The following is a 12767-nucleotide window of genomic DNA, read 5'->3' as shown; positions in this document are numbered from 1 at the left end:
AGATCAAGCGGCCCGATCTGTCGCACGACCTGAGCGCGCTGCGCCGCGAGTCCATCCGCTTCGTATTGCTCAAGGCCGGCGACGACCCCGAGCTCGCCGAGGAGGCCTTCGACGTGTTTTTTGCCGAGCGCCAGCGCGTGGAGCTGTTCGACGACGCCTTGCCCGCGCTCGAATGGCTGGCCGGGCGCTACCCGGTGGTGGCCCTGTCCAACGGCAACGCCGACGTGCAGCGCATCGGCCTGGGCCAGCACTTTCGCGCGGCCATCAGCGCGCGCGAGTTTGGCGTCGCCAAGCCCGACGCGCGCATCTTTCACGCGGCGGCCAGCGCGGCGGGCGTGCGCCCCGGCGAGGTGCTGCACATCGGCGACGACGCGCAGCTCGACGCGCTGGGCGCCTTGGTGGCGGGCCTGCAGGTGGCCTGGCTCAACCGCGACGGCCACGCCTGGGACCACGCGCCGCTGGCGCCGCACACCACCGTGGCCGACCTCATGACGCTGTGCAACCAACTGGCCTGAGGTCGCTCGCCCCATGAGCCTCACCATCCACGGCATTCCCGCGTCGCGCGCCCTGCGCCCGCTGTGGGCCGCGGCCGAGCTGGGCCTGGACGTCGCGCACGTGCCCACGCCTTACGCGGACGGCAGCACGCGCACGCCGGCGTTTCTGGAACTCAACCCCAACGGCCACATCCCGGTGCTGATCGACCGCCGCCCCGAAGGCGAGGTGGTGGTCTGGGAGAGCATGGCCTGCACCCTGTACCTGGCGCGCGTGCACGGCCGGCCCGATGGCCGCGGCATTGCGCCGGCGACGGCGCGCGAGGAAGCCGAGGCCCTGCGCTGGTCGTTCTGGGTGGTCAACGAGGTGGAGCGCGACGCGCTCACGGTGCTGGCGCACCTGCACGCCATGCCCGAAGAGCGCCGCAAGCCCGAGCTCGCGCTGGCGGCCGAGCGGCGCCTGGCGGTGCCCTTGCGCGTGCTCGAACAGCACCTGAAGCGGCAGCAGGCCGCGGGACAGGACTGGCTGGCGGCGGGGCGCTTCACCGTCGCCGACCTGTGCGTGGCCAGCGTGCTGAACTGGGTGCGCGTGTCGCGGCCCCTGCTGGGCGCGCACCCGCTGATGCACGAATGGGTGCGGCGCTGCCTGGAGCGGCCAGCCTACCTGCGCGTGCGCGAGAGCGGCTGAGTTCACGGACGGGAGCGGGCGCATGGCACTCGATTGGCGGCACACCACCGAAGGCATCGATTGGGATGAGCTGAGCGCGCTCTACCGGGACGCTCCGCTGGGCGACAAGCCGCCGGATCTGTTGCGAACGGTGTTCGGCAACAGCCTGTTCAAGTGCTTCGTGTTCGAGGGCGGCCGCCTGGTCGGCGCCGGCCGGGCGCTGGCGGACGGCGCCGACTGCGCCTACCTCTGCGACATCGCCGTGCTGCCCAGCCACCAGGGCACGGGCCTGGGCAAACAGATCGTTGCCCACCTCGTGGAGCGCTCACGCGGCCACAGGAAGATCATCCTGTACGCGGTGCCCGGCAAGGAGCCGTTCTATCGGAAGTTCGGCTTCCTGCGCATGAAGACGGCCATGGCCATCTTCTCGAACCCGCAGCAGCAGCTGGAGCGGGGCTACCTCAGCGAGGACTGAGCGCCCGCCCGCGCTTCACCAGCCCCAGACCAGGCGCTCGGACACCCAGCCCGACTCGCCCGTCTCACGCTCCACGCGCACCCAGTCGCCGCGCTTTTCCAGGGTTTTGAGCAGCTCGCCGTACTGGGCCTGCACCACCACCTCGTTGTTCAGGCCGGGGCCGCTGCGCACGTTGAGGATCTTGCTGGTGACGATGTGGTGCGGTTCGTCGCCGGTGAGCGAGCGCGCCACCCAGCCGGTGTCGCCCTCGAAGTCCTTTACCTCAAGCCAGTTGCCGCGCCGCTCGGTCACCTGCAGCGGAAAGCCGCGCCGCAGTTCCCACAGCACGGTGCTTTGCAGGCTGGGGCCATCGCGCATGTTCACGGTGCTGCCGCTGATGCTGACCATGTTCTGGGCATGGGCGCTGATGGCGGCCACACCCAGACTCAGGGCGAACAGGCCGCGGAACAGGGATCGTGCAACGGTGTTGACCGGCATGGCGATGGGCTCCTTTCCTCGGGTCAAGAAACAACAAAGGGGGTGGGAGCCGCTCGCGCGGCCCAGGTTCCCCCGAGGGGCCAAGGTTAACAGCCCCGATTCGCCGTGCCGAGGGGCGAAGCGGTCCATGAGACCGCCGTACGTCACGGATGGGGCGTTTTCAGCGCCCGCGCGCGGCCGCCTGGCCCGCCGCCTGGCCGCTGCGCACCGCGCCTTCGATGGTGGCGGGGTAGGGGCCGTCGACGTGGTCGCCCGCGGCCCAGAGCCCGGGCGCCACCGCGGCCGGCGGGCGGCGCAGGCCGGGCGTGCAGGCGAAGGTGGCGCGCCGCTCGGTGATGGTGCGCAGCGGGATCAGGCCCTGCAGGCCGAGTTGCGCGCGCGCCTGCTCCAGCGTGGCGGCCTGCAGGTCTTCGCGTTCGCCGTGGCTGTCGCTGAGCACGAAGGCCAGCACGCCGGTGTCGGTGGCGCGCAGCCGGCCGCGGTCGAAGGCGAACTGGGCGGGGCCGCCGCGCAGCGACACCATGGGCGCGGGCAAGGGCGGGTGCTCGCGCGGCCCCAGGGCGTAGACCGTGGTGATGGCGGTGTGGGCCAGCGCGGCCGCCGTGCCGGCCCAGTCGGGGGCGATGCCACGCAGTGTGTCGGCCGCCACCGCTGCGGGCGTGGCCCAGACCACGCGGTCGAAGCGCTCGCTCCGGCCTTCGCCGCTGAGGCGCCAGCCCTGCCCGTCCGCCTCGATGCGTTCGATGCGCCGGCCCAGGTGCACGGCGTGGCCGCGCTCGCGCAGCCAGCGCGCGGTCGGGTCGGGGCCGAGTTCGGACAGGTCGTGGCGCGGCAGCAGCAGGGCCGAGGGCGCGAAGCCCGGCGCGCCGCGGCCGAACAGCGCGTCGCGCATCACGCGCAGGAAGGTGGCGCCGCTGGCCTGGTCGGGTGGCAGGTTCAGGGCCGAGACGCACAGTGGCCCGATCAGCTCGTCCATCACGCGCGGGGGCAGGCCGTTGCAGACGGTGGCCACGGTGTCCGACGCGCCGCAGGCAAAACCTTGCGCGCGCCAGCGCAGCGACACGCGCAGCAGGGCCAGCCGCTCGGTGGTGCGCCAGCCGCGCGCGCCGAGCATGGCGGCCAGCGCGTCCAGCGGCGCGGGCCAGCGCGCGGCCCAGCGCGGCACCGCCAGGCCCTGGCCGTCGGCGAAGCGCAGCGACAGCGGCAGCGCCAACAGGGCCTCGCGCGGGTTCACGCCGACGGCGCGCATGAAGGCCAGGGTGGCGGTGTAGGCGCCAATGAGGATGTGCTGCCCGTTGTCCAGCGGCAGGGGCGCGCCGTCGGGGTGGGCGATGTCGACCCGGCGGGCGCGCCCGCCCAGGGTGTGGGTGATCTCGAACAGCGTGACCCGGGCGCCGCCTTGCACGGCGGCCACGGCGGCGGCGCAGCCGGCCCAGCCGCCACCGACGATGGCGACGCTGGGGCCGCTGCCCACCGACGCCCCGTCGCTGGCGGCCTCGGCGCGGGCGCCTTCGGGCGGCCGGACGGCGCCCCCGCCGGTCACAGCCGCCCCAGCGCCTGCACCTTCCAGGCGAGCCAGAACTTGCGCAGCGGCGTCAGGCTCACGCGGCGCGTGAGCACCAGCAAGGGCTCGGCCGCGATCTCGCGCAGCAGCGTGCGGTAGATGCTGGCCATCATCAGGCCGGGTTTCTGGCTGCGGCGGTCGGCGTCGGGCAGCAGGGCCAGGGCCTCGTCGTAGGTGGCCAGTGCGCGTTGGCATTGGAAGGCCATGAGCGCGGTGAAGCGGCGCTGAAAGTCGGCCGTCTCGCCACCCGGCGCTGCGCCGCGGCGCAGCAGCTCGTGCGCCTTCACGTCGAAGCGCTGCAGCTCGTCGATGGGCAGGTAGATGCGCCCGCGCACCGCGTCCTCGCCCACGTCGCGCACGATGTTGGTGAGCTGGAAGGCCAGGCCCATGCGGTGCGCGTACTCGGTGGTGCGCGCCTGCGTCTGGCCGAAGATGCGCGCGGCGACCTCGCCCACGAGGCCGGCCACCAGGTGGCAGTAGCGCTGCAGGTTGGCGAAGTCGAGGTAGCGGCTCTGTTCCAGGTCCATCTGGCAGCCGTCGATGACGCCCAGCAGGTGGCGCGCCTCGATGCCGTAGGTGGCGGTCAGCGGCATCAGGGCTTGCGTCACCGGGTGGCTGGGCTGGCCCGCGAAGGCCTGCGCCACCTCGCCGCGCCACCAGGCCAGCTTGGTCTGCGCCACGCCCGGATCGCTCACCTCGTCGACCACGTCGTCCACCTCGCGGCAGAAGGCGTAGAACGCGGTGATGGCGGCACGCCGCTCGGGCGGCAGGAAGAGGAAGGCGTAGTAGAAGCTGCTGCCGGAGGCGGCGGCCTTCTGCTGGACGTAGTCTTGCGGGCTCATGGGGTGCCACGAGTGTACGCATGGCGCCCCAGGGCCTCGGGGCGCGCCGTGTGCGCCGCGCCCGGCGTCAGCCGGCGAAGGGCGGTGGCTCGGTGGCCGGCGTGTCGGTCGCGGGCAGGGGGGCGGTGGCCTCGGGCCGTTCGGGGACCAGCGCCCGCCAGGCCGCCTGCAACAGGCCCAGGCCTTCGGGCCGCTGCAATGGCGTGAGGTGTTGCGGGTCGGGCTGCAACAGCGCGCGGCCGAACAGATCGACCGGTGCGGCCTGGCGGCTCGATGGCTCGCGCCGGTCCAGCCGCAGCAGGGTGGGGTGCAGCGCGCGGGCCAGTTCGGCGCAGGCCTCCTCGGCCATGGCGGTGTGCTCGGCGGGGGGAACGACGGCATCGACGACGAAGCGCAGCAGCTCGGGCGACTGCAGGCGGGCGGCGCCGTGGTCTTGCTCCAGCCAGGCGATCAGCAGCCCTTGGGCCAAAGGGCGCCACTCGGGCACGTCGGCGACGCCGCTCTTGTCGAGCCTGTGCAGCACATGCGCCATCACCGCCTCGGGCTTGGTGCCTTTGGCCAGTTGGTTCAGGCCGAAGCACAGGGCGCCAACGGCCTCTTGCTCGGTTCGGGTGCCACTCGACAAGGGCCCCCGCTCCAGCCAGAGCTTCAGCAGCGTGGCCCTGGGCAGCGGCGCGCGCAGCACCAGGGCGATCAGGCGCCCGCGCTGGGGTGTGGTCCATGGGGTGCCGCTGGACAGGGCCTTCAGCAGTTGGGTCAGGCGCTCGGTGAGCGGGGCGCCGTCCAGCCGGTCGAGCAGGCGCAGCGCGCCGTCGATGGGCGTCGAGGTCGGCGCGGGAAAGGCGCTGAGGGTGAACTCCACCAGCCGCTCGATGAGCTTGCGGGGGGGCTGGGGGCCGTTCGCGAGATCCTCGATGTATTGCACAAGCTGCCTCTGGCGCCGCCGCATGAGCTTGGTCGAGGCCGCGTCGTCGCGCGACAGGTAGAGGCGCACCGCGCCGTCCACCGGGTGCTTGTCGAAGGATGGCAGCCAGGACGCCATCGCCTCGCGCGTGTCGTCGATGCCTTGTTCGAGCGCGAGTTGCTGCGGGGTCTTCTGACCCATGGCGTCCAGGGCCGCTTGCACGGCCTTGGCCTGGGCGTCGTTCCCACAGACGGCGTGCAGCGTTCGCATCAACGCCAGGGCGCTGCTGCCGTCCAGGCCATGGGCGCCCAGCAGGCGGTGGACCTTCTCGATGTCGAGCACCAGCCGCGCCGCGAGTGCCTGCCGCTCCTCTGCCGCGCCCATGGCGCCCAGGCGCTGGATGTCCAGCCTGATGCCCCGCAGGCGAAGCCCGGCCACGCAGCCCGGGGCCTGGTGCTGTTGGGCAATCGATTCAAAGGTCTGCAGCCATTCGGCGGGGAGCGCGCCACGGGCGACCAGTTCGCCAACGCGTGCGCACAGCGCCTTCAACACCCCGCGGGGCAGGGCGCCGGCCCGCGCGGGCCGGGCGCGGCCGTGGGGCGGTGGGGTGAGCCGGCCGAGCAGGGCCCTGCCGCAGCTTTCGATCAGGTCGATTTCCCGGCCACCCTGGTGGTGGGCGGCCAGGCTCAGGGCCGCGAGCAGGTCGGCCGCGCCGGGAATCTGCAGTGCCTGCAACTGGTGGGCGAACCAGACCAACTGGTCGAAGCGCCCCCCACGCTCGTCGCCCGGAGGCACGAGGCAGTGCCGGCAGCCGCCCTCGTCCCACACCGTGAGCGCTGGGGGCTCGCCCGACTGCAGGGTGTCGAACGCCTGCCGCAGGTCGTCGCGCTCCAGGGCCTGGCGGCGCTGCTCGGCGCTGGCGCCGAGCTGGTCCAGCAGGGCGTCGAAGGCGGGGTGGGGCGGCGCTTCCTTCTCTGCTGAAAGGAACAGCGCGAGTTCATCGTGCGACAGCCGGTTCGCCTGGGCGCAGTCGCTGGCCAAGCCCTGCAGGGCCTGCAGCAGGTGGGGGTCGATGGCTTCGCTCGACTGGCGAACGGCCTGGCCGCAGGCGAGCATGAGCCTGGGCATGTGGGGGTGGTGAGGGTCTTTCAGTTGCAGCACGGTCGCCGACAGCACGAACACGGCCGTCCTCTGTCGGTGCTGGAGCAGAAACTGGCCGAGGTGCAGCAGGTGCTCCACCTGCTGCGCATTCGCTGGCGTGGCGCTGCAGTGCCAGCCGCCGTTGCCATCCCAGACGCGCAGCACCGGGGGGCGGCTGTCGAGCAGGGCATTGAGCGTCGACTCCAAGGCCTGCGTGGCCTGCGCGAGGACCCGCTGGTCCTGGATGTTCAGCGCTTCCTCCAGGAACCGCGCGTTGCGTCGGTTGGCTTCGTTGCGGCTGGAGGGCAGGGGTTTGACGGTGGCCTCGGTGCCGCTTCGGTTGATGAGGGGTTTGTGCTCGGCGCGGGGGATGAACGGTGGCTTGGGGGTCGAGAAGAAGAAGGAGGAGAAGCGTTGCATGTCGAGGGAAAGCGCGAGCGGATGGGAAGCGCCTTCAGTAACCTCCACGTCCTGCGCGGCTCATCACTTTTTCCTCACCTCAGTAGGTCACCGTCAGCACCACGCTGTCGCTGTAGCTGCCGGCCGGCACGCTCTGGTTGGCGGGGATGCGGCCATAGAGGGTGTGCGACTTGCTGCCTGGCAGGCACACCAGGTTGAGCAGGCTGGTGGTGATGGTGCCGCCGGTGGTGGGACCGCTGGCGCCGCCATCGCCCCAGGGCTGCTGGCGCAGGCTGTCGCTGAACAGGCCGTAGGCCAGGCGGCCCGCGCCGGCGGCCATTTGCCGCTGGGCGCCGCTGGCGTGGTCGCCCACGGACAGCGAGAGCGTGTAGCTGCTCTTGCAGGCGAGCAGCAGGTACTGCGGCGTGCAGGTGACCAGCACGGCCGCGCTGCTGTCGGCGCGCGCGCCGCCGGGCGAGGTGTAGTTGCCGAAGGCCAGGGCCGTGGCGCTCACGCCGCAGCTCTGCGCCCGGGCGGCGGTGCCGCAGAGCAGGCCGGCCAGCAGGAGCAGTGCGCGCAGGAGGGGCTTGGTGTTCATGGTGTGCAGGTCAATGGGCCCAGGGTGGCGGCGGCGCCCTGGTCCGGCGGGAGCGCAAAGCGCACCCGGCACAGGCCCTGTGGGCCTTCGACGCGCAAGGTGTTGAGGTCCCCGAGATCGGTGAGCCAGACCTGGCCACCGTGGGCGAAGGGCGCGCCTTGGTCGCTGGCCGGGGCGCCAGCGGGCATGCGGTAGGCGCGCGCGCCCGGAGGCACGGGGCTGCCGTCGGGCAGGCGCACGCTGACCAGCGCCGAGCGCGTGCGCCGGGCAGGAAAACGCACGCGCACCACGGTCTGCGCGGGCGGGCGCACTTGCAGCTCGGGCACGCCCAGCACCACGTCCAGCGGCAGTACGTCGGCGGCCACGCCCAGGGTGTTTTCTTGCCAGGGCTGCAGGCCCCAGACCCAGGCCCGACCTTGGGCGTCGGTGACGGCGGTGTCGCGGTGGTTGAGGCGCACGCCCACGCCGCCCATGCCCTCGATGTCCACGCGCGCGGCGGCGGCCTCGCCGATGGTGCGGCCCAGCATGGGCTGGCCGCCGATCCACAGCACGCCGCCCTGCGCCGCGACGCGCAGATGGGCCTCGGGGTCGTGGCGCCATTTCGTGGCCTGCGCTTCCACGCGGCCGAGTGGGCCCAGCCAGCTCACGCCGGCCAGGGCGCTCAGCGCGTCGCTGCCCCCCTGCAGGCGCCAGCCCAGGCCGCCGGCGTCGGGCTCGCTGCGCTGCGCCTGCACGGTGAGGCCGGCGTCGCCACCGGCCTGCGCGCGCGCGGCCAGCGTGGTGTCGGGGCTCAACGCGCGCGTGAACAGCACGGCCGCGCTGAGCTGGCCGTCGCGCCGGTACAGGCTCAGGCCCGCGTGCCAGTGCGCACCCAGGCGGCGCTGCAGGCCGGCCGTGAGCACGCGTGTGTCCTGCCCCTGCGCGCCGCGCTGCCAGACCAGGCCACCGGACACGCTGGTCTGGCCGATGCTGGTGCCGGCGAACAGGGTGGCGCGCCGCTGCGGCAGGCGAGCACCATCGAGCGAGCGGAAGCCGGTGCCGGCGGTTTCGATCGTGGCGCTCAGGCTACCGGCGCGCGCCACGCGCTCGAAGCCGATGGCCGTGCGCTGGCCGGCGCCAGCGCCGTCGGCCTGGCTGCGCCCGAGCTGCAGGCTGAGCACGCCCGCGCCCGCCACCACCCAATGCGCGCCCAGGTGCACGGCGCGCACGGCCTGGCCCACCTCGGCGCGGCCCAGCAGGGTGAGCGTGTCGCTGAGGCCGTGGCGCAGGCTGCCGGCGACAAAACCGCCACCGTAGGTGTCGCTGGCCGAGGCGTAGCCGCGGCGCAGCACGCCGGCTTCCACGCAGTGCTCGCGCAGGTCCTGGCGCAGCAGGCGCGGGCTGCTGTAGTAGGGCACCACCTGCACGCGCTCCACGCCCAGCAGGTCGCGCTGCACCACGCGGATCTCGCCCGCGCCGGTCACGCCGGGCAGCTGGTCCAGGGTGTAGTTGCCCGGGCCCACCTGGGCGCTGCCGACGGGGCGGTTGTCGATCAGCAGGTCCACGCCGCTGGGCACCTGCGCGCTGCCCGACACCGAGGGCAGGGGCTGGGTGACGAGGTCGGGGCGCAGGCTGAAGTCGGTGCCGTATTGCGCGCCAGCGAAGCGCAGCGCGGGCGCGAGCTCGCCGCCACAGGTGATGGCGTCGCCCAGGCTGGCGCGCCACAGGCCGCTGGGGTCGCTGTGCTGCAGGCTGGTGTCCAGCCGCTGCCAGCGTGGCAGTCCGGCCGGGTTGGCGCCGGCGCGCAGCACGCCGCTGGCGCGCGCCAGGCCGCCGGTGCTCCAGCCGAAGCCGCGCAGGTCGAGCAGGGCGGCGGTGCTGCTCTGGCCGCCGCTGCGTTCGGCGTTGACGCTGTAGTCCATGGCCAGGCCGGGCAGGGGTTCCATCAGCGGCGCCTCGCTGTCGGTTCGACCGTCCAGGCGCAGGCGCTGGGCCAGGAACTGCTCGGGCGGCGCCTGCAACGCCAGCCGCTGCTGGGCCTTGTCGAAGCGGGGCGACCAGTCCTGCAGACCATGGTGCGCCACGCCGGCGATGGTGCGCGGCGGATCGGCAGGGCGCAGGCGCCAGCGCGCCAGGGTGTCGGCCGTGGCATACCAGCGGCCGTCATCCTCCATCAGGGGAGCGAAGCCGTCGACGCGTTCGCCATTGAGCCAAACCTCCAGCAGGCGCGGCGCGGGTTCGGCGCGCGCGGGCGTGATCGCGCCGCACAGGCCGAGGGTGAGCAGCAGGGCCTCAACGCGGCGCCACCGCATCGACCACCCCGCGAAGCGGCCCCGCGCTGGTGTCGGCGTCGTAGCGCGTGGTGGCGGCCGACCAGCCGGCCGGCAGCGTCCAGCGGCACAACTGGCCGGGCAAGGCGTAGCAGGGGCCGAAGCGGGTGCTGCCGCCCTGGTCCGACACGAGCTGCAGGCCATGCACGTGCAGGTGGCGCCCGCCAGCGTTGTGCAGCTCCAGCGTGTCGCCGTGGCGCTGCCATTGCGGTTGGGCGGCGGGCGTGGCCACGCCGGTGACGAACACCGGCAGGCTCACGCGCAGCAGCAGCTGCACGCCGTCGTCCGCGTCCCCGGGCGTGGGCACCTGGCTCAGCCAGAGGCGGTGGCTGCGCTCCACGCCCGACTCCACCGCCTGGCGCAGGCCCACGCGCACCACCTGGGTGGCGCCCGGCGCAAGCTCGAAGATCGGCGGGTTGACGATGAGCGCCTGCGTGGGCTTGAGCTGGTCGGCCCCGCCGTCCTGGCTCCAGTCGAAGGCCTCGGCCTGCAGCAGCAGGGGGCGGGTGGTGGGGTTGTGCACCGTCAGTTGCGAGGCCGTGGCGCGGCTGCCCAGTTCCAGCCGCACGGGCCGCACCTGGAAGGCCAACGCGGCCGGCGGGAAGGCCAGCGCCAGAACCACTGGCGCGAGCAGCGGCGCGAGCAGGCGCTTCATGCCGCACCGCGCCTCAGTAGGTGGCGGTCACGGTGATGGTGTCGGCGTAGACACCCACCGTGGCGGTGGCGCTGGACGGGACCCGACCGTACACGGTGAAGGACTGCAGCAGGCCGGTGCCGGTGCTGCTGTTGAACACAGTGCCGTTGGTGCCATCGCCCCAGAGCTGGGTGCGCCCGGCGTCGCGGTAGAGGCGGTAGGCCAGGGTGTCCGTGCCACTGGTCATGCGCCGGTCGGCCACCGTGGCGCCACTGCCGGTGCCGGCGTCGAGCGAGAGGCTGTAGGGCGTGCCCACGGTGCAGGTGGCGGTGACGACGGTGCTGCTGTCGGCCTGCACGCCGGGCGACACGATGCCGAACGCCAGGGGGATGCCTCCGACCACCGTGCAACTGGCCAGCACGGTGGCCGTGACGCCGAAGGTGGCGCTGCTTTGCGCGAGCGCGGGAAGCGTGGCCAGACACAGGCTGGCGGCGGCCAGGGTGCGGCGAATGGGGGTGTGACAGCGGGACATGGGGACCTCCTGTACAGACATCGAGACCTCAGCCGCACGGTCCGGGTGGGGTGCGTGCCTGTCTGCGATCTCGGAGGCCCGCAATCTATCTTTAGAGCGCGCGGGTTTCGGGCTCAGGTTTTCTTGAGGTTTGACCGCAAGTCGCAAGCTTTCCCGGCACGGGGCGGCGCGCGCTGTCAAGCTTTCCCGGCAGGCCGGGCGGCGCGGCTCAGCTCGCCTGGCGCAGGGCCTCGGTGCGCTGCGCGAACTCCTGGCGCAGCTGCTTGCGCACGCGCGCCGCGGCCTGGCGGCGGTGTTCGTCGGGCGTGGCGGGCTTGAGCGGCGGCACCGGCACGGGCTTGCCGCCGTCGTCCACCGCCACCATGGTGAAGAAGCAGCTGTTGGCGTGGCGCACCACCTGCGAGCGGATGTTCTCGGCCACGACCTTGATGCCGACCTCCATGGACGAGGTGCCGGTGTGGTTGATGGAGGCCAGGAAGGTGACGAGTTCGCCCACGTGGATGGGCTGCAGGAACATCACCTGGTCCACCGAGAGCGTGACCACGTAGCGCCCCGCGTAGCGGCTGGCGCAGGCGTAGGCCACCTGGTCTAGCAGCTTGAGGATGGTGCCGCCGTGCACATTGCCCGAGAAGTTGGCCATGTCGGGCGTCATGAGCACGGTCATGCTCAGCTGGTGGGTGGGGAGGTCCATGGCCGGTTCGATGGGGTGCACGCGGGGTGCGCCAATGTACACGGCATGGGGGCCCCCGCCGGCGCGGGGCCGGCGGGGGCGGGCGGCCTCAGGCCAGCGCGGCGCTGGGGTTGGGCGCGGCGCTGGTGTCCGTGCGGGCGGCGCCGCGCAGCAGCGCCACCAGCGCGCGCGCGTCGGCGGGCACCGTGTCGCCGCGCCAGACCACGTGCTGGTCGGGCCGGCACAGCAGCAGGGCGTGGCGGTACTCGGGCGGGCGCTGCGCTTCGCGGGAAACGTCCAGCACCGTCAGCGGCACGCCGGCCTCGGCGGCGGCGTCGAGCAGGGGCTGGGCCTCGGTGCCGGCCTGCGTGAGCAGCAGCGTGTAGCCGGCGCCGAAGGCGTCGTACAGCGATCGGCCGTCGGCCAGCCAGAAGTGCGGCGCGCGGCAGCCCGGCACCGTGGAGGGCGTGAAGTCGCCCATGGTGTAGGCCGGCGGGGCCTCGCCATCGGCCGCGATGATGGGCGAGCCGCTGTAGTAGTAGCCGTAGTTCAGGCCCGCGCAGCAGAACTGCTGCACGTTGAGCTGGTAGGCCTCGTCGCCGATGAGGGCGCGCGCCGCCGCGCCGGCCGCGTCGGCGGCTTCGATGTTCGGCGGCACCGCGCTGCGCGCCTTGATCATCTTCTGCGCGTGGTCCATGGCGAAGCGCGACACCTGCTCGGTGATGGGCTGGCGTTCGGCCTCGTAGGCGTCGAGCATGGACGGGTCGGCCCAGCCCTGCACTTGAGCGGCCAGCAGCCACGACAGGTTGAGTGCGTCGGCGATGCCCGCGTTCATGCCGTAGCCGGCATAAGGCACCCACAGGTGGGCGGCGTCGCCGGCGATGAAGACGCGCCGGTCGCGGAAGCGGTCGGCCACCAGGCGGCGGCCCACCCAGTCCTCTTTGGAGATGACCTCGTACTGGAAGTCGTCGCCCACGCCCAGGATGTGGCGGATGCTCTGGTCGCGGTCCACCGAGTCGAACTCGGTCTCGTGCGGGTTGAGGTGGTTGTGCACCAGCCAGGTCT

The 12767-nt window shown here is 73.0% G+C and carries 13 protein-coding genes; 3 read left to right on the top strand and 10 right to left on the bottom strand.

Annotated features, from left to right (window positions below):
- The 3 genes from BGO22_RS11000 to BGO22_RS10990 form a co-directional block, all read left to right on the top strand.
- A partial coding sequence (locus tag BGO22_RS11000) for an HAD family hydrolase (protein WP_286850845.1) occupies nucleotides 1–515 on the top strand: 515 nt, incomplete at its 5' end.
- A gap of 13 nt (nucleotides 516–528) precedes the next feature.
- On the top strand, nucleotides 529–1179 hold the full coding sequence (locus BGO22_RS10995) for a glutathione S-transferase family protein (protein WP_070398051.1): 651 nt from the start codon (nucleotides 529–531) through the stop codon (nucleotides 1177–1179).
- A gap of 22 nt (nucleotides 1180–1201) precedes the next feature.
- The gene (locus BGO22_RS10990; RefSeq protein ID WP_070398050.1) at nucleotides 1202–1633 is read left to right on the top strand and encodes a GNAT family N-acetyltransferase; all 432 of its coding nucleotides are present in this window, start codon (nucleotides 1202–1204) and stop codon (nucleotides 1631–1633) included.
- 15 nt (nucleotides 1634–1648) lie between these two features.
- Here the strand turns inward: BGO22_RS10990 and BGO22_RS10985 are convergent, their stop codons facing one another.
- From BGO22_RS10985 to BGO22_RS10940, 10 genes are all read right to left on the bottom strand, one after another.
- Nucleotides 1649–2110, bottom strand: coding sequence for an SH3 domain-containing protein (locus BGO22_RS10985; protein WP_070398049.1), 462 nt, complete (start codon nucleotides 2108–2110; stop codon nucleotides 1649–1651).
- Between the two features lie 160 nt (nucleotides 2111–2270).
- Nucleotides 2271–3584 (bottom strand): hydroxysqualene dehydroxylase HpnE, encoded by a 1314-nt coding sequence (gene hpnE / locus BGO22_RS10980; protein WP_070398259.1) that lies wholly within the window; start codon nucleotides 3582–3584, stop codon nucleotides 2271–2273.
- A gap of 65 nt (nucleotides 3585–3649) precedes the next feature.
- Nucleotides 3650–4516 carry a presqualene diphosphate synthase HpnD gene (gene hpnD, locus BGO22_RS10975; protein ID WP_070398048.1) on the bottom strand — a complete coding sequence of 289 codons (867 nt, stop codon included), beginning with the start codon at nucleotides 4514–4516 and terminating at the stop codon, nucleotides 3650–3652.
- Nucleotides 4517–4583: 67 nt separating this feature from the next.
- The gene (locus tag BGO22_RS10970; protein ID WP_286850843.1) at nucleotides 4584–6980 is read right to left on the bottom strand and encodes a hypothetical protein; all 2397 of its coding nucleotides are present in this window, start codon (nucleotides 6978–6980) and stop codon (nucleotides 4584–4586) included.
- 79 nt (nucleotides 6981–7059) lie between these two features.
- Nucleotides 7060–7557 carry a Csu type fimbrial protein gene (locus BGO22_RS10965; protein ID WP_070398046.1) on the bottom strand — a complete coding sequence of 166 codons (498 nt, stop codon included), beginning with the start codon at nucleotides 7555–7557 and terminating at the stop codon, nucleotides 7060–7062.
- Nucleotides 7554–9848, bottom strand: a complete 2295-nt coding sequence (locus BGO22_RS10960; protein WP_070398045.1) for a fimbria/pilus outer membrane usher protein — start codon at nucleotides 9846–9848, stop codon at nucleotides 7554–7556. The genes BGO22_RS10965 and BGO22_RS10960 overlap by 4 nt, the downstream gene beginning before the upstream one ends.
- Nucleotides 9829–10521 carry a fimbrial biogenesis chaperone gene (locus BGO22_RS10955; RefSeq protein WP_070398044.1) on the bottom strand — a complete coding sequence of 231 codons (693 nt, stop codon included), beginning with the start codon at nucleotides 10519–10521 and terminating at the stop codon, nucleotides 9829–9831. Before BGO22_RS10955 ends, BGO22_RS10960 begins: the two co-directional genes overlap by 20 nt.
- Nucleotides 10522–10534: 13 nt before the next feature.
- Nucleotides 10535–11032 (bottom strand): Csu type fimbrial protein, encoded by a 498-nt coding sequence (locus BGO22_RS10950; protein ID WP_070398043.1) that lies wholly within the window; start codon nucleotides 11030–11032, stop codon nucleotides 10535–10537.
- 208 nt (nucleotides 11033–11240) lie between these two features.
- Nucleotides 11241–11723, bottom strand: coding sequence for an acyl-CoA thioesterase (locus tag BGO22_RS10945; RefSeq protein WP_070398258.1), 483 nt, complete (start codon nucleotides 11721–11723; stop codon nucleotides 11241–11243).
- A gap of 88 nt (nucleotides 11724–11811) precedes the next feature.
- Nucleotides 11812–12767: FAD-dependent monooxygenase (locus BGO22_RS10940; protein WP_286850838.1), on the bottom strand; the 956-nt coding region annotated here is incomplete at its 5' end.

The sequence above is a fragment of the Hydrogenophaga sp. 70-12 genome, assembly GCF_001897365.1.
Taxonomy (GTDB): domain Bacteria; phylum Pseudomonadota; class Gammaproteobacteria; order Burkholderiales; family Burkholderiaceae_C; genus Hydrogenophaga; species Hydrogenophaga borbori.
The sequence above is the reverse complement of the archived record's forward strand: the minus strand, read 5'-3'. Positions and strand labels throughout refer to the sequence as shown.

What these genes read in the sequence shown, in the direction of transcription:
- BGO22_RS10955 (WP_070398044.1), bottom strand. Translation starts at nt 10,521, where the DNA reads ATGAAGCGCCTGCTCGCGCCGCTGCTCGCGCCAGTGGTTCTGGCGCTG.
- BGO22_RS10970 (WP_286850843.1), bottom strand. Translation starts at nt 6,980, where the DNA reads ATGCAACGCTTCTCCTCCTTCTTCTTCTCGACCCCCAAGCCACCGTTC.
- BGO22_RS10960 (WP_070398045.1), bottom strand. Translation starts at nt 9,848, where the DNA reads ATGCGGTGGCGCCGCGTTGAGGCCCTGCTGCTCACCCTCGGCCTGTGC.
- BGO22_RS10965 (WP_070398046.1), bottom strand. Translation starts at nt 7,557, where the DNA reads ATGAACACCAAGCCCCTCCTGCGCGCACTGCTCCTGCTGGCCGGCCTG.
- BGO22_RS10990 (WP_070398050.1), top strand. Translation starts at nt 1,202, where the DNA reads ATGGCACTCGATTGGCGGCACACCACCGAAGGCATCGATTGGGATGAG.
- hpnD (WP_070398048.1), bottom strand. Translation starts at nt 4,516, where the DNA reads ATGAGCCCGCAAGACTACGTCCAGCAGAAGGCCGCCGCCTCCGGCAGC.
- BGO22_RS10985 (WP_070398049.1), bottom strand. Translation starts at nt 2,110, where the DNA reads ATGCCGGTCAACACCGTTGCACGATCCCTGTTCCGCGGCCTGTTCGCC.
- BGO22_RS10995 (WP_070398051.1), top strand. Translation starts at nt 529, where the DNA reads ATGAGCCTCACCATCCACGGCATTCCCGCGTCGCGCGCCCTGCGCCCG.
- BGO22_RS10945 (WP_070398258.1), bottom strand. Translation starts at nt 11,723, where the DNA reads ATGGACCTCCCCACCCACCAGCTGAGCATGACCGTGCTCATGACGCCC.
- BGO22_RS10950 (WP_070398043.1), bottom strand. Translation starts at nt 11,032, where the DNA reads ATGTCCCGCTGTCACACCCCCATTCGCCGCACCCTGGCCGCCGCCAGC.